We start from the raw sequence: 24,989 nt of genomic DNA, 5'->3' as shown, positions 1-24,989 counted from the left end.
CTGGGCATTAGAGCATATAGAGAAATACGGTGATACCAAGATTTTCCCTTTGCCGTTTGAGTTTGCCGCAATTCGAGAGTACTGTGACTCGGAAAGAACGATAACCCCAGAAGCCTGTGCTCAAAATTAAACTATTGACACAAAAGTGTATTACACGTATAGTACATGAATAATATGTATGAACCACTTAGTACACACACTTAGTATATGGAGTTGGTTGTATGACAGAAGAACAGAAATCAGGCGTCAGCTTTAATATTCGTGAGCCGGTATATATTCAAGTTGTACGTCATTTCAAGGAACAGATCGCCACAGGGCAGATCGGAGCGGGAGACAAAATTCCTTCACGGCGTGAATTGGCAGCATTAATGAAGATTAATGCGAACACGGCGCAGAAGGCATATAAGGAAATGGAGGAACAGGGCTTGATCGTTACAGAAGGAAATTCCCCGAGTCGAATTACACAGGATCAGCAAATCCTAAGCTCGATTCGAGCTGAATTAATCGAAAGTGCAGTGGATATATTCATCGGTTCCATTCGGAATATTCAAATTCCAGTTGAAGAACTGGTAGACATTATAAAGACAAAATATACATCCGAGCGAAAGTTGTCTCCAGAGGGTGGTGACACAAGATGATCCAAGTGAATCAGATGGTGAAGATTTATGGATTCAAGAAGGTACTAAATGGCGTTAGCTTCACTGCTGCCAAGGGAGAGATTACCTGCCTGATCGGAATCAATGGTGCCGGAAAGTCAACGGTGCTGAAGTCAATCATGGGACTGACACCATACAAAGGTGAAGTCTTAATCGATAATGCACTACTTACACCTGTGATGTATGAGGAAATCACTTTCATTCCAGACTCGTTAACGATGCCCTCCAATATGCGAATTGCTGATTGCTTGAGCTTTATGGCTGACTTTTATCGGAATTGGAACGCTGAACGTGCAGAGGAATTGCTAAAGTTCTTCGAACTGAGCTCTAAAGATCGCGTGTCTTCATTGTCGAAGGGGATGGCTGCAAAGTTAAACTTGTTGCTTGGACTTGCTTTGGATTGTGATTATATCCTAATGGACGAACCTTTCTCAGGGATTGATATGTTTAGCCGCGAGCAAATTACTAATGTGTTCACGAGTGAATTGATCGAGGATCGTGGTGTGATTATTACAACTCATGAAATTAACGATATTGAGCATTTAATTGATAAAGTGGTCTTGCTACAGCACGGGAAGGTAGAACGTGAATTCTACTGTGAAGAAGTTCGCGAGCAGGAAGGTAAGTCCATTACGGACGTAATGAGAGAGGTGTACAAGAAATGAGAGCTTTTGTGAAGCTATTGAATTTTGAAATGAACCGATTTGCCAAAATATATATTGGGCTCATGGTGCTGACAGTCGCCTTGCAACTTGCAGCAGTCACCATCGGTGCTAATCATTGGCTGGATTCTGCGAACGAGGCAATGAGAGTGAATCAATGGACCCTTGAGCAATATCACAATATGACTGGATATATTCAGCTAAACAGTATGATGTATGCTCGGTATAATGGACTTCTATATTTTGGACCCATATTTTTGAGCATAACAGTGTTGCTAATATATAGCTGTTTCATCTGGTACCGTGACTGGAGAGGTAAAAATACGGTAGTATATCGCCTGCTCACGTTGCCATCCAATCGGGCGAATTTGTATTTTGCCAAGCTGGTTACGATCTTGCTATTCGTATTTGGGCTTGTCGCCCTGCAAATTATCCTTGTTCCACTGGAGCGTTTGATAGCACAGTCGATTCTTCCTGCTGAATTATATCGGAATATCTCGGTATTTGATTTTTTGAAGTATCCTACTGTGCTTAAAGTGCTGGTTCCGCCCTACTTTTCTGAGTTTGTACTATACTATGGCCTGGGCATAACGGGCTTGATCGTCTTGTTCACAGCGATTCTAATGGAGCGGAGCTACAGACTGAAAGGGATAGGTTTGATCGTACTATACTTAGCGGTTTTAGCTGGATTAGCCTCAGTACCCTATCTTATGGGTTATAACAGATACGATAGCTACTTCTATCCAGGAGAAATTATAGGCGCTTGTCTCGGATTAATAGTGATCATTGCTGGAGGTTCGCTTTGGTACAGCTTGTATCTATTGCGTAAGAAAATATCGGTATAATTGAAGGGGTATGGAGGTTAAGGAATGAGAAAATATATGGTTACCGCCGTTCTTTTAGTGTTTGCAGTTGTTACAATTGGTACGTATTATGCACAGGCTTCACAAGAGACACCACCCAATTATAAGCTGACGATGGTCCAAGGGGATGCTTCCCTCGTTGAAGGTATAGCTGTATACGGAAATTACGTGAGTAAGGATAGTACTTTTGGCATCGAACGAGCTTATATCACGACAAATGGTACTGATTATCCAGATGAAAAATCTGCGATAAGCCAAAGCTTAAATCGAAGACCAATGAAAACACAATTGGATCGGTGGATTGAAGAGCATCGTCAGTTCATGCGCGGTAAGACAAATACATCTGGTTTCTATGAGAATGAGGAAATGCTTGCTTATGTTAATGCGACAGTAGATACGAAGCGATCAAATGATCCATCAGCGAAGAGAAATGCAAAGCTTAGTATTTCTCTACTCAATAAGCAGAAGAACAATACGCTTGAGATCACATCCGATATCAATGTAGATCATGATATTTCAGATATGTATGTACAAAATGTACAGCTTGTTAATCAACAGCTTGTTGCAATGGTGTTTTTGAATCACAGTGCCAAAGGCTATGTATCTGAACCGCAGATTATCCGTGTTAATCTAACAACAAAGGAGATTACGAATGAACCGCTCACGTTACCAGGAGCTAAATCTGTAGCAGCAAATGGAGATAATCAATTCGTAAGGTTAGCCAATCAAAATCTGGATCACACGGATCAATGGATCTTAAGTGTTAGTAAAGATAATCATAAAAAGGCATATCAAGTGGATGTTAAAACTGGACAAATCTCGCCGCTCACGTTCCAAGGGCATGAAATGTTATTGAATAATATTATGAATGCCTATGGACAGAAAATTTATTTCCTGCAAAAAGCTGTATCGAGTAAGGAAAATATAGGATTCGCTGTTGTTTCTTACGATCTCGTGAGTAAAGAATATGAGACTACTCTGAAGAATACAAATATAGATTTAAGTGAAAACATTACCTATGCTTTTAAACAAGACCATCTCTATATTATGGGTTATAAGAATTTCAAAGGTAATCGTCTATATGTATTCAATTTGACAAGCGGTAACCTTGAATACGAAGGAAAAGTAGTATCAACAGAGGCTGCAAATCAGGCTGAAGATGAAGCTAACATGGATTTGGATTTTATCGATCTCGATCAGTTTTAGAATTATTTTTTAATAAAAAAATAGAGATAAAGAGATATAAAAAGGTGAAGGTGCTGTTGTATTTATTGAAAATGAAGCATCCATTAAATTACTAACTAAAATGGGTCTCCAAAAAGTGGGGGGTGAGGGACTATGTGTATCAAAACGGTATCGCCCATGATACATATTCCTGTGAAGTGCTTAATATTGTGATTCAAATTAAATAATGAGATGCAACAGTATGGGCATTGATTATTGTAAGCAAGGTGAAGTCGAAAGGTATTATTTTCTCGTTTTAAGTGAATTTTCATTTAGATATTATAATTGTAGAAATAACCTCTTTAGTTGGATTAATTGAATTTTTTTCACAGTACAACACTTACATTCATAATATCCAATTTGAGTTTGCGCAATATTTTACTCATGGCATCTAATGAAACAAACTTTGCGGATGCATTAATATAAATGGGATTTATTGTTCGGAGGTGTTTGTTCAATAAGAGAGAACCTCTATTTAAGGAAACCCAGTCCATTGTCTGGAGTGGGTTCTTGTCTAGATATTGATGTAAATTTTCTGGTCAAACCGCACTTTGTGTTTAGATATATTACGGTGAAACTTATCACAAATAGGGCGAAATTTGGCGCAAGGCAATGGTTGTAACGATGAGAAGCTTTGATCGTGGCCAAGGGGTTCTTCCTAACTAAGGAATAGCCCCTTCTTTTTATGTTCAGAGAGGCTTAGCGTGAAACGGGCTTCTTGTGTAGGTATTTATTCAATCATCGCAATCGGTAATAGTTTTTGAAGATCTGCTCTGGAGTGAGACTACATGAAGGTTGTTGTTATATTTCTGACAGCGATAGAATCCCCGATTAGCGCCTGACTAAAGGGCTTTTTTCAAAGAGCGAATGACCTTGCACGGATTGCCTACAGCCAAACTATCTGGCGGAATGTCCTTCGTAACGACACTGCCGGCCCCAATCACGCTGTTCGCTCCGATCGTCACTCCTGGCAGGACTATAGCGCCTGCACAGATCCATACATTATCACCAATATTGACTGGATGTGTGTACTCCAATCCTGCTAACCGCTGCTCTACATCCATGGCATGTTCTTCCGTTATAAGGCAGACGTTGGGCGCAATAAATACGTTGTTACCAATTGTAATTTTCCCGCTGTCCATGAGCTTGCAATTAACATTGAGAAAAAAATTGTCTCCTACTGTGGTATTGTACCCATAAGTACAGAAAAGCGGCTGCTCTACAACGCAATTATCTCCCGTCTTTCCCAGCAGTCCGCGAATGGCAGTCTGTCGTGCTTCGTGGTCTAGCGGGTGTATATTGTTATATTCGTATAGCTTTTTCACAGTATCCGAACGGTCTGCGACAAGCTCAGGATCGCCAGGTTGGTATAACAGACCAGCATGCGATTTTTCTTTTTCGTTCATAACATCAACTCCTCTATTCAAAGTATTCTATTATAAGGGATGATATGGTTCAACTATAAGATTACGCCATTGGCATTATCGAGATTGTGAGACAGAGATGGCAGGATGTAAATCAATTAAGCAAAAAAAGGCACCCTAATCGGGTGCCTTTCGATTGTGCACTTTTGCCGAGACTCGCCGCGTGGATGAATGCCTTCATTGTTTTGACTGGCTCGGTGACCCTCTTAATGGGGTATGTGTATAACTTAAATCACACTACCAGCTCATCTTTAATAGCAACTCTATTAGTACCGTTAGTCTTGGCGAGATACATTGATTGGTCTGCTACGCGAATGAGATCGAGTTCCGTCATGCCCTCCACCCATAACGTACAGCCGACGCTGGTGGTCATCGGTAGTTGAAGCTCCTTAATCAGCATCGGTGACTCTAGTTGCCCGATCAAACGCTTAGCAACCTGCACCAATCCGTCGTAGTCGTTTTGCAGCCATGCTGCCACCAGGAATTCATCGCCGCCAACGCGTGCTAATAGATCGGTCTCCCGAACGGCTTGCTTAATTCGCTTCGCGAACTCTACAAGTACGAGATCACCGACTTCATGTCCGTAAGTGTCGTTGCATTGCTTGAATTTATTCAAATCGAGGTAGAATACCCCGAATGAGCCTTCTTGGCAACTAGCCCGATTAATCCAGCCTTGGATGCGAGCGCTAAATCCTCTGCGATTCAACAAGCCCGTCAAAATGTCACGCTCTGTCAATTGAATAAGCTCGATCTCTAGTTCTTTACGTTTTTCGATCTCGGCTCTTAATTGAATCAATAATTGCTCATAATCGTTAAGAATACGAATTTTGTCGTCGTAGTTGATTTGTTTACCTAACTCTGAGCCTAGGGCGAGCGATAATAATTGTAGCGTTTCAATATCGCGGTCAGAGAAAGCGTCGGAGCGACCGGAGATGACCTTCAACACGCCGACGGCAGTGCTGGAGTCAAACAGGGGTACGCAGACCATGCTCCGTGCGCCGACTTTCATAGTAGCTGCCTTGTCGACACGATCGTCCTGCTGTGTATCCGGCGAATACAAAATTTCTTTCTCTGTCACGCACAAACCCGACAAGCTGCCGTGCTTTTTTATTCGAATTCCAAGATGAGGCTGCAGGGTACCGCTGACAGCGGCATAAACCATTTCATCGTCCGCCAGCATTTCTATGGTAGAACCGTCGGCATCGGTTAATAGGCACATCCGATCGCAGATTGTTTGCATAAACAACTTCAAATCAAAGTTAGATAACAGCATCTGCTGTTGGACTTCCATTAAAACTTTTAGGCGATGGTTTTCAAGCATCTTCTTCCCAATTCCTCCATACTAAGCGTAGTAATTATTCGTCATGATTAGATAATATGCTAGCACGTTTAATACAGTTTGTCAGCCAAGCCTAAGCTTGACGGTAAGCTGGGATCGCTGCATCTTTCCGCGATGTTTAGTGAAGAAATCATGTGTTGAGGTCTTATCCCGCTCGTTACTGCGGATAACTCCGTTCATTTTGTGTCATATGACATTATGACACTGGCGGATTTGACATCAAGATCCTTAAAATACATCTACTACTTGGAAAGGATGTGGGCTCTTTGATGGCCAGAACCGTCGTTATCTTTATTCAAAACGGCTATTTCCTGCTGCTTACTTTCGTCACAGGAATGTTTTACTTCAGCTTTTATCTGGTCGCTCTAACCTTGGGCTTGAGTCTTTCGTTTACTGTCGCGGGCGTTCCTCTCCTGACACACGTTTTGCGGACGACGACCGCCTTCCTGCAATTTGAACGAGTACAGACCAAGATCTATACGGACATTACCACCGAGCCTTGCGTTAAATCCGCGAGCCCGGATGTGTCGGGCTGGCTTCAAGCGAAAAAGGAGCTGCTGAACGTACGCAACTGGATCGCAATTGGCTGGCTGCTGTTGAAATTCCCGATAGGGATTTTAAGTCTGATCAGTGCGGTCTTGCTGTACGCAGCGCCACTTGTATTGATTGCGGCCCCATTCCTCTATCGGTTTATCAACCTTTCCTTTATGGGGGTAGATAGCATTACCAAAGCCGTGATGGTGTCGGCCATAGGAGTCGTATTGATGATGGTGAGCTACAGACTTGCGGGACGCTTGGCGTACTGGATAGGCGGCTACACGCGTCTGATGATCAAGCATGTGAACAGGTAGACGCTACGCCCGGATTTGCCTCGTAGGTCGCCGGGTGGTAGTTTACTCTATAGCGGTTTACTCAATACTAATTACGTAATGTCATACTGAAGGTCGTTAGGGGTTGATGGTTTTGTTCGATATGGTCAAGCGATGGTACTGGTACGACTGGCTCATGTTCATAATCCGTCTGATATGCAGCATTTCTCTCGTATTTACGACTATAGAGCTGAAAGAATATTTTACGCTGCCGATAGTGGCCCTTATGCTGTGGCAGCTGATTGCTTTTTCCGTACCATGGCTTTGCTTACAGCTCGATTATAAATACTACCTGTTTACCGAAATCATGATCTCGGGCGGGTTGTGTTTGTATCTGGCTGCATTTTTTCCGCAAGCCTACTTCTCATTCCTGCTGTATGCCTTTTTAATTGCTGCCCACAGCGCGCAAAGGACTTATCTCTGGTCAGGGCCTGTATCCATATTGCTCCTGCCCGCCATAATCAAGCTGTTTGCAGAGCAGAGTGAATACTGGGTCATGGCCGTTCACATCGGGATGGCATATGTCTTCGGATTCTCCTTCCATTTACTCGTGCTCAATTTTCGTCAAGGTGAAGTTATCCGCGACCAAAATGCTGTGCTGGAGCAGTACCTGTCCCAAATCGAGCGCATCACGCTTGCCGAAGAGCGGAACCGGCTCTCCAAAGAGCTTCACGATACCGTCGGCCATGCCTACACTTCGCTCATTATGGGATTGGAAACGTTGCGTCCTGAGCTGACAACGGAGACAGGGACGGAAAGGCTCGAATCCCTATTGAACCTGGGCCGCCAAAATATGGAGGAAGTCAGAAATTACGTGCATCAAATCGAATCGCCGCATGAGGCGCTCCCGCTGCTTCAGTCTTTAAGGAAGCTGGCAGAGGAGTTTCAGGAGCATGCTAAGGTGACGGTTCGTTTTCATGCCTACGGGGAGGAATACCCTGTAACGAAGCAAGCGAAGACAGCACTCTATCGCTGCCTGCAAGAGTCGTTGACGAATGCTGTGCGTCACGGAAACTCGACAGAGATTAAGGTATCCGTGCAATTTGAACCCCAGCAGACGAGACTTGAAATTCAAGATAACGGCCGCGGGATGGAGCAGGGGAGGGAGGGCTTCGGCCTCAGTGCCATGAAGGAGCGGGCGATGAACTTACAAGGCCATGTGGCCGTCTATACGGAGCCGGGAGAAGGCACTCTGGTTACCTGTACGCTGCCCAGACAAACGGAGCTTAAAGATGAAGTCATTCGCCTGTTGGTTGTCGATGATCAGCCCTTTATCCGTGAAAGCCTGCGGACTCTGCTGGAGGAACAGCAGGATTTGCAGGTTGTTGGAACGGCAGAGGATGGGGAGCAAGCGATCGAGCTGTGCAGGCAGGTTCAGCCGCAGCTGGTGCTTATGGATCTGGAAATGCCGAATATGGATGGAATCACCGCATCTCGTACGATAAAAGAATTGTGGCCCGACATCCGCATTCTGATTCTCACCACGTTCGAAGATACCAGACAGGCTCTCGAGGCGATGCGAAGCGGGGTGGACGGATACTTGTTGAAGTCCATGCAGCCGTTAGAGCTGGCTGAAACGATACGCACCGTCTACCGCAGGGGTACGCTGATCGATCAGGGCATGTCTCACAAATTGTTTGCCCAACTGGAAGCGGACAATAGCGGGGATGATCCTTCGCTAATCAAAGCGTCATCGGCCTATGAATTAACGCCGCGGGAGCTTGAAATTTTACAGTTCGTATCCAAAGGGCTGCGATATAAAAGCATTGCTTCAAAGTTGTATTTATCCGATGGTACGGTTCGAAACTATGCATCATCGGCTTATATGAAGCTGGGGGTACGCAACCGGGAGGAAGCGGTGCAAAAAGCCAGGGAGGCCGGGCTTCTGGAATAACCTTAAAGGTATGTATTATGGTGGCGGATGCCGGCATACGGAGTGATTGTGCTTCGTATGTCGGCATCCGCCATTTTGATTTTTAAAGGCCGTTTTTTACTTATTCAGCATTAGGGTTTACGTTCATTACCGTTTGGCAATTGGCAATGTGTAGTAATCAAATGCTAGATCCAATAAGGCGCTCGCTTCCTGCCGCTTCAGTGGCTGCTTGGAACGGAAGTTGATGGAGCCGTCCTTATTGATCTGGGTATCCGGGTCCATGATGCCTTGGGATACAAGGGTTGTGATGGCTTTAACTGCCCAGGCATCCGTTTCGCCACGCAATGTAACCTTCTTGGTTCCAGGCTCAGCTTGTCTCAGGTTTTGGATCATCACTGCCGCCATCTCTCTAGTGATAGGAGAATTAGGTTTATAATTAGGCACTCCGGACAACATCTGCTTCTTGTTGGGTTCAATCGTATCAGGCATGCTTTCCCATCCATGGGCGTGTAGCAGCAGCGCTGAGAACTCACCCTGAGTTAACTTTCCATTCGGATCGAAGCGGGTAGCTGTCTTTCCGTTCATGATCTTTAAGGCACGGAGATTTTGAATATAAGACGCATACTTGCTGCCAGCAGGTACATCAGTGAATGGCAAATCTCTATTTAATTTTTGTGCATAACCCACGTAGTGCGGAAGTGCCATGTAATAGAAATAGGTGATTTTGCCGGCCCCATTTTTTTGAAAGGCTACTTTATTGCCGGCTTCATCTTCAAAGAGTAACGGGTGGATCATTTTCAGCGTACTCTTGCCCAGATCTCCTGTCTCCGTAAACAATTTTCCGTTTGAATAGGAAACGAGGGTCCGCATGGATCCAAGACGCGTGTTTTGGTACAATCCCACGTAGTCCTTGGCCTGCTGCTCACTGATTGCCGAATAGGATGGCTTTGGAGCCGCTTCTTTTTTCGGATAGTAATGATTCATAAATTCCTCATACACGTCGAGACTCATCATAGAGTCGTTATTGTAGGACATGTAGAACGCTGTGTTTTTCTCTGGAAGAAGAACAATCAAGGACGAATGACCAGTCACATTTCCCCCTTTGATAACCACATGTTGACCATTCATCTTCTCTTTGAAGTAGCCTTCAAATCCGATGGTTGTGACAGGGTAGTCTTTATCAGGGAACACCTGGTAGGTGTGCATTTGCTCAATGCTCTTGGCACTTAAGATTTGTTTGCCTTCATATGTTCCGTTGTTCAGATGCATCATAAGGTACTTCACCATGTCATCTGCGTTGGATACCATGCCGCCGCTAGGCCGATCGGTTGGTATGAATCCCTCCAAGGGGATTAGCTTGCCTTTAGGATCATAATGGGCAGCCATTCTGCTGAGCAGTTCGGGTTTAAACCGCACATTCGTCGAGTTCATGCCCAGCGGCTTGAAAATATTGTCCTCCATATACTGGGCGTATGACGTGCCCGCTACTTGCCCTACCGCATACCCCGCCAGTGTGAACCCAAAGTTATCGTAGGTGTACGCTTCCCCCGGAGGTCTGACAATCGTCGGCATATTCGCTTCAAGAGCCTCCTTCATCGGGTAGAATTGCTTCACATATTCCGGCTTCGATCCCGAGAGGATATCCGGTTTGTCAAAGCCGCTGGTATACGTAAGCAGATCGTACATTGTCAGTTTTTTGCCAGTTTTATTCGGTACCTTCATCCCTCCCAGGTATTCCTGGATATCGTGATGCAAATCAATTTTCCCCTTATCGACCAGCTGCATAGCTGCCAATGCCGTGAACTGCTTCGTCACAGAACCAATTTGGAAAACGGTGCTGCTGTCTACCGGAATTTTATTTTCCCTGTCGGCATAACCGTACCCCTTGCTTAATAGCACTTTCCCATTCGAAACGACCGCGAAATTAGAACCAACCGTATTATACTTTTTCATCGCATCCGCAAAAACGCCATCTGCAAAGGTCTCCAGTTCCTTGGAATCCCGCGGTCCCTCCAGTTGCTTGGCATCCTGCGGCGCCTTCAGGCTGGTAACCTCAGATGTAACTGGCGGGGGAGTCTGCGGGCTATTAGCTGCGTTCCCTACTTCCGTACAAGCGTTAATGACCGTACCCGTTAACACCAGAACAGTTAATAGTAGAACTGCGCGATTCTTGCGAATCCATTTCTTCGTGTTCTTCATATTCTTCGTATTCTTCATAAATGATATCTCCTTAACTATTAAATTTGCCTTTTAACCATCGGCTGAGCCCAGTATCGCAAAGGAGTTGTCACACCAACAAGTTGCATTTCGTCATCTATGACATCCTGCTACCTTGAAAGCGTCATGTGACAATTCGGTACTAGATTTATTGACAAGGAAGTCATTAAGATACCTGAAAGGGCGATGAATCATCCAGGAGACGAGGACAGTCTTCCTTGCCCAAAGCCATTAGAACTGGAGTGTGGACATCATCGCTTTCTTACAAGATATCGTTATCCAGTACGGTTACATTGCCATCTTTCTATGCCTTGCGCTTGGTATTATTGGTTTGCCTGTGCCTGATGAAGTTCTCATGACGATTGTTGGCTATCTTTCTTCCATTGGGCTGCTTTATTTTCCGATATCCCTTGTGGTCAGCGTCCTTGGGGCTATGAGTGGCATGTTGTGCAGTTACGCCCTTGGGCGGAAGTTCGGCAAGCCGTTGCTGTGGAAGTATGGAAAATGGGTCAGGCTCACGACCAAAAGGTTAGAGAAAACAGAGAGCTGGTTTCAGCGCTACGGCCCCTGGGCGATATGCATCGGCTACTATATTCCAGGGTTCCGCTATCTGACTTGTTATCTGGCAGGGATAAGCGCCATGAACCCACGAAAATATATAATCTACTCGGGCCTCGGAGCCCTATGCTGGTGTGCGATTTTTATTTCAATTGGGTATTTTCTAGGGGGAACTATTGATTTTTCGAATGCTCATGGTTCTTTTTTGGGGTTATTTTTCTCCAGGGAATAGAGGGCTCCCAAAAGAGCTAAATACTTGGCAGCAAAAGATGTAGAAGACGTAGTCAGCTTTCCTTAAGAAAGGAAGGGCCATACGCTTGAATAAACTGGATTTTCAGGACAAAATCGAACTGTTGCGCGGCGAGTTACACGATTTGGCGGATAGATCAGGAATTACTTCAGGAGTAGTTCTGTTGAAGTCTCAAGAGTTGGACAAGCTGCTGAATGAGTACAGCCTGATGTTGGGGAAGGATGAGTAAGTGGGTGGTTGTGCAGTTTAGGAATAGATTCGTATTTGAGAAGTATTGCACTCTCCTATCGTTGTGTCGAACGCCAAAAATGAATTTCAATTAAATGAAGTCGAGATGAAATAAGATAGATAAAAGTGAATAGCACGAATTGCACTGTGCAGTGCGAGTCTGGCGAAAAGTGAACTAAAACCTTACTTGAGTACAGGTTTAAGAGGAGGTTTCATCTTGTTTACTCTGAAAGATTGCTATCGCTGTATTTCCGGGATCAAGGTTATGACGGTAAGTGAATTGGTGGAGCCAAAAGAAATCATGATTATATCTTGACTCTGCTGGTCACTGCTTCTGATCTTACAGCAGATGCGAAACGGGAAGTGGAGCAATTCAAAGTTGATTACTGGCATGGTGGTCTCGTAGAGAACGAGCTCCGCGCCTGGGGCAAATGGCAGCTCAAAAAAATCAGAACAAAGACAAGAGAAGCAGCCACGGCTACAGTTAAAGCCATAACTTGCGGATGTGGTGCCTCAATGGTTGAGCACAAGAATAAGGAAGGTGTGTCTTCACCCGACCATGGAAGCATATGGTTCAACCTTCTATTGTAGGTTACAATCGGAATATATTGAGTAATGATATGTAATACTCCGTTATGGAGATGACAGGAGGCCGGATACGTATGACCGTATTGCAAATACAAAGTGAAGCTGGAAAAAGCAATGCTGCATCGTCATCAGTGGAACTGGAGCTGATGGCTGGACAGTGTGCGGTGGTGCAGTGTAATTATGAGCATGGCCGTCAGTTTATCCGCTCCGTTCTGGGCGAGCCGTCTGGGCTTGGAATCCAGGCGCTCTACCGCAGTGAGCGTCTGCTGATGAACCGTTCTGAAATCGTGCATCGCGTCGGCTGCTGCTTTTTGGATGACGGATTATATGATCGAATGAAGGTAGCCGATTATTTGACCTTTTGGGGACGGCTATACACCACTCGAATGCCGGCTAGTGAACTGTTGACGCTGGTGGGGCTTGAAGGCCATGCCAAGGTGTTAATCTCCAGACTCAGCTATTCTGAGAAACGGCTGCTTAACTTGGCGCGAAGTCTCATCCACAATCCTGAGCTTGTTATATGGGAGAACCCGGAGCAAAATCTCGATCTTGAGAGCTGTATCATTCTCAGAAAATTGATCACCGCTCTTGTCGATCGTGGCAAAGTGATACTCGTTACTTGTTCGACAATGGAGCAGGCCATGTTCCTTTCCGATCATATCTACCGGTTAACGGAGGGAGGACTATACCCGGTTACGACGCAGGACGAACCGGAAGCCTCTGAGCAGACCGTGCAAGGAACAGAAGAACTCGATCCAGAAAGTGATCCAAATGTTTCACGTGTAACGGTGGCCAAGCTGGAAAAGCTGATGATCAAAGCGGATGACAAATTTGTCTTCGTAGACCCGGCGGACATTTATTATATTGAAAGCAGCGATGGGCTATCGCATATCCATACAAGCATAGGTGACCTCACGACGGCGTGGACATTGACAGAACTGGAGGAGAAGCTTGCCCCTTATCAGTTCTACCGCTGCCATCGTTCCTACCTCGTAAATCTTAATCATGCGTCCGAATTGATTACTTGGACACGCAACAGCTACAGCTTAGTTATCCGTGACGACAAGAAGTCAATGATCCCGATGTCCAAGACCCGATTCGAAGAAATCAAGAATATTGTGGGGCTGTAGCGCCTGATTGTTCAACCCTGAAATGACTCCATTCATCCCCCTGACTGCGCTTTTCATGGGGGATTTATTGCTGTTTGGCCTTATTCGCGATAGTCTTGCCGTGAGCTTGAAAAGGCTACTAAGCAATAGTGGGTGAATCGTCATGGAAAGCATCATCGAGGTAGATAATCTTGCGAAAATGTACCAAAAGAAGCAGGCGCTGAAGAATCTTAGCTTCCAGGTGCAGAAAGGAGAAATATTCGGATTTCTTGGACCCAGCGGCTCAGGGAAAACAACGACGGTGAAGATACTGACTTCTCAACTACGCTTTACATCCGGAAGGGTAACGGTATTTGGAATAGCTCCAGACCGCAGCAGCAAAGCAAGTTACTTGGGGCGAATCGGAATTCTGACAGATAATAGCGGCCTATATGATCGTCTTAGCGTCTATGACAATCTGGTTCTGTTCTGCCGTTTGTATGGCGTACCTGAAAAGTCGCTTGAAGGTGTGCTCGATGCTGTGAATCTCTCGGCTGATCGAAATACGTTGGTGCAGCGGTTGTCCAAGGGGATGAAGCAGAGAGTTACACTGGCCAGGGCCATTCTTCACCGCCCGGAGATTCTGTTCCTCGATGAGCCGACATCTGCACTCGATCCGGTCAATGTCCTGCAGATTCATGAGACCCTGCGGCGGTTAAACCGGGAGGGGACGACGATCTTCCTGACTACGCACAACATGCAGGAGGCGGAAGCGCTGTGCGATCGGGTTGCTTTTTTGAACAATGGCGAAATTTCTGCGCTGGATACCCCGTTGCAGTTAAGACTGCAACACGGGGACCAGACCATTACCCTGACGACACCGAAGGGCCCGGAGATTGTAGGAAAGAATGCAGCAGGGGCGATCCGTATTAACGAGTTGATCCGCAGCGGAGAACTGATGGCGATTCACTCGAATGAGCCGACGCTCGGTGATATTTTTGTAAAATTGACAGGGAGGGGCCTGGAATGACATTCTCACTAAACCGACTACTCGCCATCGCCGGGAAGGAGTGGAAGGACTCTGTTAAGAACCCGCAAATTCTGCTTATGGCAGGCATGCCCATTGTTCTCTCCATCTTAATGAAAGGACAGAAGGCATTGTCTGAGGGCGGTACCATCGATCACTTTACCATGCCGATTATGATTGCCATCTCGGTGGTCGGTGCTTTTGTTCAGGCTCTTATGATCTCGGAGGAAAAGGAAAAGAACACCCTGCGTGCGCTGATGCTGTCTCCGGCCTCGCCGGTGGAGGTATTGCTGGGCAAAAGTACAATGACCACCGTGTATACGATTGTTGTCATGGCTGTGTGTATGCTGATTACAGGAGTTCCGGCGATAAATCTAGGGTACCTGGTATTATTCATTCTGCTTCTGCTGGTGATTTTTATGGCTTTGGGCACATCTATCGGTCTGATCTCTCGAACGGCGTCCGAAACGTCCATTGTGGGGCTTCCGATCCTGTTGTTTTTTGTTTTTGGCCCCATTTTCGCGCCTGGGCTGAAGGTGCCCTTCGTTATGGATGTGATTGGCTTCATTCCTTCGTATCATTTCATGGAGGGATTGTCGGCTCTTGTTCTAGACAAGGGGATGGAGCAGCTCTGGTTGAGCCTTGGCAACTTGCTAGTATGGACGGTTCTTTCCATGGTGCTGGTCTTCTTAATTTACGGTGGCAAACGTTTTGACAAGTAGCGTCACTGACGGACTTTGCAAGGGGAGGAGGCTTCGTATGAGCAAGGGGACGAAAAATGTAATCCTAGGCGTGATCGTACTCGCTGTCGTATTGTTGATCAAATGGCTTTGGCTCCCGGACGGGATTATCGGTTTTTTGTTTGAGAGGGAGTAGGGGCGATTAGCTAAGAAGGTTCCATGTTAAAAATGTGCTTGATAGCCTGAAGAAAAAGAGGAGAAAACAAGGTTGGAGGCGTAAGCATAACTTGCGGATGAGGGCCCCAATGGTGGAGTGCAAGAATAAAGAAGGTGTGACTTTCTGGGCTGTATACAATACCAGAATGGAGAATAACATATTGCTTCTAAGAAACTCTATCATCATTAAGCTGAACATTTATACAATCAAATCGGATAAAATAAAGGCATGATACCCAATCGATTTGCGTAAAAGGAGATTCTGTATGTCTGCTAAACTAGTAAAAAATATCATCGTGCTTTGCTTGGTCTTTGTGTTTGTACCAGCGACGTCCATTTGGGCTGCATCCATCATTACGGACCCTACTTTGGCGAAAGCTATTCGGGCGGAATTGAAGCTGCCGGTGAATAAAGAGCTGAAGGCGGCTGATTTGCAGCAGTTGCAGTCTTTATATCCTCCGGAGTCCAAGTCCAAAATCACCAGTCTAAAAGGTCTTGAAAATGCCGTTAATATGCAGAGCTTATTTCTGCCCGGCCATAAGATCAGAAATCTAACACCGCTGAGCAAGCTTAAAAAGTTAACGTTTCTAGCTGTTGAAGGAAATCAGATCTCTGATCTGTCACCGATTTCCGGGTTAAGTTCTCTGAAGACTCTGACAGCTGATGATAACAAGATAAAAAGCCTGGCGCCGTTAAAAAATCTGACTAAGCTGACCGATCTGCTTGCCAGCAACAATCAGGTGGAGGATCTAAGCCCCATTCAGAAATTGAAGTTAGAATGGCTCTTACTGAGCGGTAATAAAATTCAAGATTTGACGCCACTAAAAAATCATCCAACATTAAAGCATCTCTATCTGGATGATAACCTCATTCGTGATATCGCAGTGCTCCTAACGATACCGAAATTAAAAGAAGTGTCTTTAGCAAACAACCCGTTGAATGAGCAAGCCAAGCAAGTTATCGAGCAACTGGAGAACAAGGGTGTCATCGTAGATTTGCAAAATAACAATGCAACCAAGCCGGAGTAGACTCAGGTTTCCAGCATAGCTGAAACAAAAAACAGGCGAGAGGGAAGCTCTACACTTCCCCCTCGCCTATTCATATTCACACAGTTCTCCTAGTGTCCCGTCACTTTAAAATCCTCTCCTAATAGCGCCATGCTCCTACTAAGGTCTAACCAATTTACTCCGGAGTCCCCTGCGTCACCCCATGAACATACGTGAGCGTCGGGCTATCCACCGCCCCTTGCCCCGGATTATAGGTGAAGAAGTACTCAACGGTATCCCCCTGTTGCAGGTTATTTACAGGATAGGTATAGTTACCATTCCCTACTGCGGTCATGGCTACGTTCTGCTGCCCACCGTTATTGATCTTATAGTGTAAGTCGGCAAAGGTTGCACCATTCACATAGAAGGTCAGATCATTGCCTGTTTTCTTCAGTCCTTTCACCGGATCACCAACGATGATTGTACCGGATGATGATGACGGCACAACAGTGATGGTGGAGGTGGCGGTTTTATTGCCATCCGCTGTTGTAGCTGTAACGGTTGTCGTGCCTGGAGCGAGGCCGGTCACGGTACCGTTTTGGCTCACAGAAGCGACGCTGTTGCCTGACACGCTCCAAGTGACCTGTTTATTGGTTGCATTGGACGGGGCTACACTGGCGTTCAGCTGTACAGTCTTTCCAACCTCCACCTGTGCGGTGGTCTGATTCAGCGTTACACCGGTAACTGGTACGTTGCTACCCGGGTTTTCACTGTTGCCTTCTTTATACACACGAACATAATCGACCTGCATTGTTGCAGGGATATCAGACGGATCTGGGGTATTTAAATTATCAAAGTAACCACCGATCGCCAGATTCATAATGAGATAGAATGGCTTATCGAATGGGGCGTTTGGATTGTTTGGCGCGGCTGTGGAATACCATTGATCTCTGCTGACTTTGAAGAAGAAATTGCCGTCCACGTACCACTTCATGTTATCTTCTTCCCAGACCATGGAATACACATGATAGTCATTGGCGAAGGTCTGACCTTCAGGGAAGTGATATTCACCGGCAATATATCTGTTAACCGGCCACTGTCCGCCAAAGTGTATAGCGCCGCTGGTTGTGCCTGGCAAACGTCCTTTCGCTTCCATAATATCGATTTCACCGGATGCAGCCCATGCACCATATGCGGAATCTTCCGGAAGCATCCAGAGTGCTGGCCAGACGCCATTCCCTGTAGGCAGCTTGGCACGAATATCTACTCTGCCGTACTGGAAGGACAGATGATCCTTGGTGTTGATTTTACCAGAGGAGTACTGTGCGAACCGGTTAGGGTCCTGTGGAAAGGATTTGGAGTCGTGTAAGACTCTGATGTTCAGCTTTCCATCTTCTACAAAAATATTTTGTGGACTGTCTGTGTAGTGCTGCAGCTCCGCATTTCCCCAACCCCAGCTATGAGGATCGTTGCTGATGTAATATCCTTGTTCATAATTCCATTTGTTCATATCGAGCGATGTTCCGTTGAATTCATCCTGCCAAATAAGATTCATGCCAGCGATCGTCGGATCGGTAGGTGTTCCGATAACAATATCATCATGATCGGATACATCCGGACGCGGGGCATTTGGATTGCCAATAAAGGTATAATAGACGAAATTATTGCCGACACTTCCGCCCGCCTGGCCATTCAATGGATAACCGATACGGATCTGCATATCCTCCTGGATCGGTTGGAACCACAGACCGTAGATATGGTCGGCCCAGTATCCCCACTGGTTGGCATCGGACATGTGGTTGTAGCCATTCGCGGCGTATACAAATCCGCTCTGACTGGAGTCACTCATAGCCACCCATTGTCCGTTGATGTTAATCTGGTAGACGTATTTTCCAAGCTCAGTGCCAATTGGCGCACCCCCATCAATCTTGGGAAGCGGTACACCTATGGTGCCGTTCACATCCGCTGTATAGGTAGTTCCATCATAAGGAGTGAGCACATACGAATTTCTTACGGGCTCATTAAAAGTGATCGTATAAACGACGTTAGCCGAGGAAGTTCTCGACTCTAATCTGACGTTCATAGACTCCGTTACGGTAAACCAGTAGCCACCGCCGCCTTCAGTGAATTGTCCGAAGTTGTTATCATAGATCCAGCCGCTGGCCGCATTATTTTCAATATCAATCCATGTACTGCTGTTTACAGGTTTTACGAACACCCTCAAATCATCAGCCACAGCTTGATAGGTTATGGATGGATCATTGTTGAAGGTAGGATAAGTAAAGCCTGCACTGCCTGTGAAACCTGCTGTAATCTGCGGCCCTTGTGTAGGTGCCATGGCAGTGATGGTTGTTTTGTTAATGTTTTGAAAAACAAGGGTGTAATCAAGGGTAACCCCAGTTGCCTTGGAGAACAACTGAATCTCAGTTGTTGCGGAGAGAGTGAACCAATAGCCGTTCAAGCCCCCATCGCTCCAGTGCCCCCAGTTTTGGTTATAAGTGTAGCCGCCGGCGCTATCAATATCAACCCAGTTGCCAGCTACTTTCACATTTACGCCTACGTCATCTGAAACAGTATTCCAGGTCGCAGAGCCTCCATTGAATATAGGCATGACAAAACCGAAGCTAGCTTGCCCAACCCCTGATTGGGAGATGACAGGTCCGTCTGCTGCTGAAAAGTAATCCATAGAGGTAACGGTCGTTCCTGCTGCCTGAACCTTCGAAGTTGGCAATAGGCCAACACCGGCCAGCAGCACTACTACTAAGAACAAACTCAATATCTTGTGCGTCCACCTGTGTTCCGTTTTGTAAATTCGTGTCATACGTATCCTCCTGTAATAAAATTTTTAAATTAGAAACCGCTTTCATCCTGTGACATCTTTATTCTATCGAATGTAATAATGGGCTTAAAGGTACAATAATTTTTGTTATAACCCATTTTTTTGGCTTTTGATGATATTTGCTCGTTCAAGCAGGGGATACCGCCCGATTTATAGAGCTGTGTCCTGGTATTCTCCTTCGCTATCATATTTTCGACGCATCAGTTGCCGGTATTCTGTGGGTTGCATGTCCATGACTTCCCGAAAAGCCCGTGTAAAGCTCTTGTAGCTTTCATACCCGACCATGGTGGCTATCTCGACGATTTTATGATCGGTTTCGGCCAGTAGCCTCCGGGCTTTATCGAGGCGCACATCGCGCAGGTATTCGGCAAAGCCTTTACCGATATTCTTCTTGAACAGGTTTGAAAAATAGGCATAATTAAGCGACACGTGGTTGGACACCATCGCGAGGTCTAGCGGTTTATGATAGCTTTCGTGTATAAAACGTATGGCTTCATTCAAATCCTGCGTGTTGCGATAGCTACACTTATATTCATAATAGAACTGGTTCAGCCTAAGCAGTTGTTGTTGCATGGCCTGAATATAATCACGAATGCCTGGGTAATCAAATAGATTACGCAAGCATTCGATGTCCAGCGTTTCTTCCCCCATATAGGGGCGGATCACTCGCACATATTCCTCCAGCATCTGTACAATGGCGCGGGATAACTGCTGTGTGTACCGGATGTGATAGCGTTGCAGCGTATCTTTGTGAAACACCTTGGAAATGCCTTGGGTGATTGTACCGCTGTTCTTGGTGCCGATTAGCTGGAAAAGGGCATACAGCTCCTCATAAGGAAGTTCCCATTGCTGCTCTAGCCGCTCAATATGAGCTGGCAGAATGCAGTTCCGATCCGGAAAAAGGTAACTGTGGTGATATAGCTCTAACGCTTGTGTATAGCTATTAGGCAGCTCTTTTAATCCTTGCTGCGGGCCGGTCATGGCAGTGATGGCATCCTTCTGCTCCGCCTTGAGGGCAGCAGGAAAGACTCCCGGATCTACGGCTGCATCCACCGCAAGGATCAGGTACGGACGGTGTTGCAGGCATACACATCCCTCTCTGCCATATACGCGGTAGGCAATGGATTCTATGCTGTGGCTACTGTCGGCCCCTGGTTGATTAATCCATAGCTCCTCTCGCAGCAGACACAGGCGGTAATTCTGCCACAGTTCTGGATTCTGCCCCTGGGTCTGGAGCACCCATGCCTCATCGCTTACCGCGCCCTGCATATACATACTTAGCTCTTTGCGGTCTGTTTCTTGGGCACGGCGGGAGATATGCTCCATATTGCGCGAGAGCGCCTGCCGTGTTCTGATCTCCTGCTCTACATGCTCCACTGCGGTCTGCAGATCTTCGCGTTTCACAGGCTTGAGCAGGTAGCCCTTGGCCCCAAGCCCGATGGCCCTTTGCGCATAGGCAAAATCGCTATAGCCGCTAATAATCAGGTAATCGACCTCGATGTGCTCCTCTTTGGTCTGCGCCATCAGTGTCAGCCCATCCATATCGGGCATTCGGATATCAGTAATCACCAGCTGGATGACGTGCTGACGCAATATTTCCAGTGCCTCAATCCCGTTTACGGCACAGTAAATGTTATCAAGCTGCAGAGGAAATTGGCGCAGCATGGCCTGTAGCCCATCGCGAATGTGTTTTTGATCGTCCACAATCAGAATATTGATCATGCTCTACCATCCTCCAAGATTCACATTTTCCCATGGCAATCGTATGGTTACACAGGTATAGTCGCCCTGTACGCTGTCAATCCAAAGGCCACAGCCCTGGCCGTAATGAAGCTGTAAACGCTTATGCACATTTTCCAGGCCCAGTCCGTTTTTGCTAGTAACGATTGGTTTATCTGATTCCCCCCGTAATACAGCCTGTAAGCTGGCTAGCATCTCAGAGTCAACACCTGCGCCGTCATCTCGTATTTTGATTAGCAGCAGGCTGTTATTTTCTACAGATACGGTAATTTGGATGTCTACACTGCCGCCCGAAGGCACCGCGTGATGAACGGCATTTTCGACGATGGGCTGCATACACATTTTAGGAATCGTATAGCGTAGTACCTCCTGAGGAAGATCCGCCGTCAAGACAATATTGCCGCCTTCCATAAAGTTTATGAAGCGGACATAGCTGTGTATGTTGGACAGTTCTTCGCTAAGGGCAACTGTATCGCTGCGCCACTGCATGCTGTATCGTAGTTGCGAGCCTAATGACACCAACGCGTCGGCGATTGCTGGTTGCCGCTGAACCTCTGCCAGCATACGGATTGATTCCAGCGCGTTATACAAAAAGTGAGAGTTGATCTGCGAATGCAGCGAGTGCAGCTGTGCGTTTTTGGCAATTAGCTGCTTATCTACCACCTGCGTCATCAGCTGTTTGATCTCGTCTAACATGCTATTGTAGCTGACGGCTACCTCGTCGATTTCATCGCCAGGTTCATTTTCACCGAGGCCAGTATTAATTTTTGCATCCAGTTGGCCTTGTCGCACCTTACGCATGGAAATCAACACCCTGTCTAACCGGCGGAAAATGCGCCGGGTGGTATGCGAAACGAGCAGCAGCAACAACAGCAGCACACATAATGTGATCGCTACTACGAGTAGATACCAGTTTCGCGGACCCTTCATCAGGTCTTGATGGGAGGCGATATCCACCACATAGGCGTTGAGTGGAGCGATGTAGCGATAGAGTGCGTAGTAAGTATGATCCCCTACACTGACCTTAATAGGGCTATTCTGCTGCAGTACATCCAGCCGCTGATGGATGCTGCCAAGAATCTCGTTTAGCTCGTTCCCAGCCGTTTGGGGAAACACATGCCGGGGATTATATACATTTCGAGCCGGATTACTTCCGTCCATCACCACTGAGAAGAAATCTCCACCGTTCTCCTCGAACAGGTCGCTGAAAAACACGCTATGCGGGGTGCGAACTTCCATAATGGTGGGGAGTTTCTGCTGTTGCCCCTGAAGGCGTACCAGCCGGTAATAGGACAGCGTATGCTCGCCATTTTTAAAAGCAAATAAGCGGTGTGCCGCGCCACCTTCTTCCCGAAGTGTCACCCAATAATTCTGCGGCCAGAACTTGTCATAATGATAGATTTCGGGCCAAATCTCAAACAGGTTTGGATTATCGACATAAAAGCTGAGCTCACTGATCATCTCATGGCTTTGAATAATATTATGCATTTGCTCAAATTGGTTTTGTCTGAATTTCACCAGACGAAGGCCATCCCCGCGCATATTGGAGTGAATAAAATCTACAAAGGCCTTTTGATTCAGTGCAGTGGAGGAAGCGCTCTCAATAATGCCCAGTCTACTGCGCAGCTGTTCGTTAAGCCGTGAGACATGACTGCTGCCGGTGGCCATTGCATCCTTGTATAACTGGTTCTCCTGTGTGCGGATAAATAAAAGGGATACCAAAATCCCAGGGATTACAATCATCATGCTAAAGGCTAAAAATAATTTCTTAGATATGCGCGAATTGCGGTAAAGCTTCTTCACTTTAGTCAGCAGATACGTCATTCAAATAGCCTCCCTACTCTTGTAATATACCATATATTACAAACCGTCCGGTAGGTAAATAGGCTGTTGTGCCAAGTGATTAGAACCCCAGAAGAAGGGAATACCGGCCACCATCTCGGTGACCGGTAGTAATCTTAATACAAGCATGTTACTCTGCCATTTTGGCCTTTCGTGCATCCAGTTCCGTCTGCCGGTGTTCCATCACCTTGTCAAAGCCATAACTGCTACGGCGGTCAAGGAAATTATCGAAAACTTTATCAAACTCAGCCTCATTCTTGGCCGTAATCAGCTCAGGCATCACTTCCTCCCAATTCTGAGCAATACGGGCCCAGGACACCGCTACATCAGAATCGCCTTGTGGATCCAGACCTTTGTAGATGCCGCTATCAATATCAGCCCGCTCATTGGCGAAGTCTTCCATTTGCTTAAGGACAGGGGCTTTCGCCGGTCTCCACTGATTAATGATTACAGGGTTACGCATCATCCAATAAGTATCCAGAATGCCATACTGCTTCTCCATTTTCTCAATATCGTTTTCCTGCAAATCAACCATTTCAGGCTTCAACTGCGGCTTGTCACCGACCATCTCCCATGTTTCGCCTTCTTTACCCAGGAATAAATCGCGCTGGCCTTCTTCGCTGGCCAGATAGGTCAAGAAGCGGATGGCCCGCTCAGGGTTTTTGGTAGATTTGCTAATCATCGTCACCATCCAGCCGTCCATGTTGCCGGGGAATAGCTTTGGAGCGTCACCCTTGCTGTTCTTAGGGCCATCGACAGCGATGTAGTAGGAGTCCGGATTGGCGCTTGCAGCCAGCATTGGATTGACCGCTGCCATTCCGTTCCACTCGCGGACCATCATGAAATAACGGGCGTTATTCGTTTTTTCCTCTACCTGAGTATCGGAATCCACCAGGAAATCTACATTAATCAGCCCGCGCTCGTAAGCTGTGCGGAAGGTTTTCAACCAAGCGATATAATCAGGGTCAGTCACGCGGTCATATACTTTCCCGTCCTGCTCATGCGGCACGGCCAACAGGTTCTGCAGAAATTCAGTCATCCCGTAAGGGACATTCCCTTGTGCGAAGAAGGGGCTGATAGGCTGGCCTTTATACTCCGGATATTTATCCTTCAGCAATTGCAGCGCGTTCAAAAAGCCTTCCGGGGTACTCAGGTCCGGGCTGCCCATCTCCTCATATAGATCCTTCCGAACCAGGAAGGTCTGGTTAGCGGCTGTCATGCCGGTCTCATGCATCAGAGTGGGGCTGTAGGAATCATTCGGCACGCCATAAGTGTTGCCATTTTCTTGCCGGTACCACTTCAGTGATCCTTCACCAGCTACCTTAAAGAAGTAGGGATCATACTGATCAGCCAATTCATTCAGGGCATACACATGATCGCCCTCCCACAGCTTTTTGACAGCGTTTTCCCAAGAACCCATAGAGATTAAGTCTGGCAGCTTGCCGGAGGTCATCATTAAGGTAACATGCTCATTGGCTTCGCCGGAGGGGACTTCCAGCTTGATGTTGACGCCTGTCTTTTCCGTAACATATTTGGAGGCTAAGCTATCCCCCCAGGTTTGGCCGTACCAGTTAGCACCTACGAACCAGGTTAAATCTACGGGGCTGGTATCCAGCTTCCAGGCAGGTTCCTCGGGATTGAGCTTGACTTCGCTCGGCGGCTGCGTACTATCTGTGGGTTGCGGGGTCGGGCTACTTTCGCTCGATGAATTGCTACACGCGGCCATACCTAGCGCCAAGGATGTAGCCAGAACAAGGGTCAAGCCTGGCTTGAGAAGATTGCGTTTCATGACAGGATCATCCTTTCTTTTATCTGAATTT

General features: G+C 46.5%; 20 protein-coding genes. 13 read left to right on the top strand and 7 right to left on the bottom strand.

Annotated elements, in window-relative coordinates; genetic code table 11:
• Nucleotides 1–221 precede the first annotated feature (221 nt).
• From HPT30_RS22055 to HPT30_RS22040, 4 genes are read left to right on the top strand one after another with little or no spacing between them, the layout of a single operon-like run.
• The gene (locus HPT30_RS22055) at nucleotides 222–638 is read left to right on the top strand and encodes a GntR family transcriptional regulator (protein WP_175373472.1); all 417 of its coding nucleotides are present in this window, start codon (nucleotides 222–224) and stop codon (nucleotides 636–638) included.
• Entirely contained in the window at nucleotides 635–1,321 is a 687-nt protein-coding gene (locus HPT30_RS22050) for an ATP-binding cassette domain-containing protein (RefSeq protein ID WP_175373471.1), read from the top strand. Before HPT30_RS22055 ends, HPT30_RS22050 begins: the two co-directional genes overlap by 4 nt.
• Nucleotides 1,318–2,163 carry a hypothetical protein gene (locus tag HPT30_RS22045; RefSeq protein ID WP_175373470.1) on the top strand — a complete coding sequence of 282 codons (846 nt, stop codon included), beginning with the start codon at nucleotides 1,318–1,320 and terminating at the stop codon, nucleotides 2,161–2,163. The genes HPT30_RS22050 and HPT30_RS22045 overlap by 4 nt, the downstream gene beginning before the upstream one ends.
• Nucleotides 2,164–2,187: 24 nt before the next feature.
• Nucleotides 2,188–3,387 carry a hypothetical protein gene (locus HPT30_RS22040; protein WP_175373469.1) on the top strand — a complete coding sequence of 400 codons (1,200 nt, stop codon included), beginning with the start codon at nucleotides 2,188–2,190 and terminating at the stop codon, nucleotides 3,385–3,387.
• Between the two features lie 860 nt (nucleotides 3,388–4,247).
• On the opposite strand, the gene HPT30_RS22035 is transcribed toward HPT30_RS22040, so the two are convergent.
• Together HPT30_RS22035 and HPT30_RS22030 are read right to left on the bottom strand one after the other, a co-directional pair.
• Nucleotides 4,248–4,811, bottom strand: coding sequence for a sugar O-acetyltransferase (locus tag HPT30_RS22035; RefSeq protein ID WP_175373468.1), 564 nt, complete (start codon nucleotides 4,809–4,811; stop codon nucleotides 4,248–4,250).
• Nucleotides 4,812–5,061: 250 nt separating this feature from the next.
• A complete protein-coding gene (locus HPT30_RS22030; protein ID WP_175373467.1) occupies nucleotides 5,062–6,150 on the bottom strand; it encodes a sensor domain-containing diguanylate cyclase in 1,089 nt (362 codons plus the stop codon).
• Between the two features lie 287 nt (nucleotides 6,151–6,437).
• Here HPT30_RS22030 and HPT30_RS22025 point away from each other — a divergent pair, with 287 nt between their 5' ends.
• Nucleotides 6,438–7,019: a sensor domain-containing protein gene (locus HPT30_RS22025; protein ID WP_175373555.1), complete on the top strand. Its 582-nt coding sequence runs from the start codon at nucleotides 6,438–6,440 to the stop codon at nucleotides 7,017–7,019.
• Nucleotides 7,020–7,140: 121 nt separating this feature from the next.
• Nucleotides 7,141–8,931 (top strand): helix-turn-helix transcriptional regulator, encoded by a 1,791-nt coding sequence (locus tag HPT30_RS22020; RefSeq protein WP_175373554.1) that lies wholly within the window; start codon nucleotides 7,141–7,143, stop codon nucleotides 8,929–8,931.
• A gap of 126 nt (nucleotides 8,932–9,057) precedes the next feature.
• Here HPT30_RS22020 and HPT30_RS22015 read toward each other — a convergent pair whose 3' ends face one another.
• Entirely contained in the window at nucleotides 9,058–11,109 is a 2,052-nt protein-coding gene (locus HPT30_RS22015; protein ID WP_175373553.1) for a serine hydrolase domain-containing protein, read from the bottom strand.
• Nucleotides 11,110–11,380: 271 nt separating this feature from the next.
• On the opposite strand from HPT30_RS22015, the gene HPT30_RS22010 reads away from it, so the two are divergent.
• The 7 genes from HPT30_RS22010 (at nucleotide 11,381) to HPT30_RS21980 (ending at nucleotide 16,790) form a co-directional block, all read left to right on the top strand.
• Nucleotides 11,381–11,917 carry a DedA family protein gene (locus HPT30_RS22010; protein WP_175373552.1) on the top strand — a complete coding sequence of 179 codons (537 nt, stop codon included), beginning with the start codon at nucleotides 11,381–11,383 and terminating at the stop codon, nucleotides 11,915–11,917.
• An 85-nt stretch (nucleotides 11,918–12,002) separates the two neighbouring features.
• On the top strand, nucleotides 12,003–12,164 hold the full coding sequence (locus tag HPT30_RS22005) for an aspartyl-phosphate phosphatase Spo0E family protein (RefSeq protein WP_175373466.1): 162 nt from the start codon (nucleotides 12,003–12,005) through the stop codon (nucleotides 12,162–12,164).
• Between the two features lie 311 nt (nucleotides 12,165–12,475).
• Entirely contained in the window at nucleotides 12,476–12,754 is a 279-nt protein-coding gene (locus HPT30_RS22000) for a hypothetical protein (protein ID WP_175373465.1), read from the top strand.
• Nucleotides 12,755–12,825: 71 nt separating this feature from the next.
• Nucleotides 12,826–13,881 carry a LytTR family transcriptional regulator DNA-binding domain-containing protein gene (locus HPT30_RS21995; RefSeq protein ID WP_175373464.1) on the top strand — a complete coding sequence of 352 codons (1,056 nt, stop codon included), beginning with the start codon at nucleotides 12,826–12,828 and terminating at the stop codon, nucleotides 13,879–13,881.
• 142 nt (nucleotides 13,882–14,023) lie between these two features.
• The gene (locus HPT30_RS21990) at nucleotides 14,024–14,869 is read left to right on the top strand and encodes an ABC transporter ATP-binding protein (RefSeq protein ID WP_175373463.1); all 846 of its coding nucleotides are present in this window, start codon (nucleotides 14,024–14,026) and stop codon (nucleotides 14,867–14,869) included.
• The gene (locus HPT30_RS21985) at nucleotides 14,866–15,588 is read left to right on the top strand and encodes an ABC transporter permease (RefSeq protein WP_175373462.1); all 723 of its coding nucleotides are present in this window, start codon (nucleotides 14,866–14,868) and stop codon (nucleotides 15,586–15,588) included. Before HPT30_RS21990 ends, HPT30_RS21985 begins: the two co-directional genes overlap by 4 nt.
• Before the next feature lie 440 nt (nucleotides 15,589–16,028).
• Nucleotides 16,029–16,790 (top strand): leucine-rich repeat domain-containing protein, encoded by a 762-nt coding sequence (locus HPT30_RS21980; RefSeq protein ID WP_175373461.1) that lies wholly within the window; start codon nucleotides 16,029–16,031, stop codon nucleotides 16,788–16,790.
• A 154-nt stretch (nucleotides 16,791–16,944) separates the two neighbouring features.
• Here HPT30_RS21980 and HPT30_RS21975 read toward each other — a convergent pair whose 3' ends face one another.
• From HPT30_RS21975 to HPT30_RS21960, 4 genes are all read right to left on the bottom strand, one after another.
• Nucleotides 16,945–19,569 (bottom strand): family 16 glycosylhydrolase, encoded by a 2,625-nt coding sequence (locus tag HPT30_RS21975; protein ID WP_175373460.1) that lies wholly within the window; start codon nucleotides 19,567–19,569, stop codon nucleotides 16,945–16,947.
• 168 nt (nucleotides 19,570–19,737) lie between these two features.
• Nucleotides 19,738–21,309 (bottom strand): response regulator, encoded by a 1,572-nt coding sequence (locus HPT30_RS21970; RefSeq protein ID WP_175373459.1) that lies wholly within the window; start codon nucleotides 21,307–21,309, stop codon nucleotides 19,738–19,740.
• 3 nt (nucleotides 21,310–21,312) lie between these two features.
• Nucleotides 21,313–23,151: a sensor histidine kinase gene (locus HPT30_RS21965; RefSeq protein ID WP_175373458.1), complete on the bottom strand. Its 1,839-nt coding sequence runs from the start codon at nucleotides 23,149–23,151 to the stop codon at nucleotides 21,313–21,315.
• 148 nt (nucleotides 23,152–23,299) lie between these two features.
• Nucleotides 23,300–24,958: an extracellular solute-binding protein gene (locus tag HPT30_RS21960; protein ID WP_175373457.1), complete on the bottom strand. Its 1,659-nt coding sequence runs from the start codon at nucleotides 24,956–24,958 to the stop codon at nucleotides 23,300–23,302.
• Nucleotides 24,959–24,989: the final 31 nt, after the last annotated feature.

It is taken from the genome of Paenibacillus agri (assembly GCF_013359945.1).
Taxonomy (GTDB): Bacteria; Bacillota; Bacilli; order Paenibacillales; family Paenibacillaceae; genus Paenibacillus_AQ; species Paenibacillus_AQ agri.
This window is presented reverse-complemented; position numbering and strand designations above follow the sequence as displayed.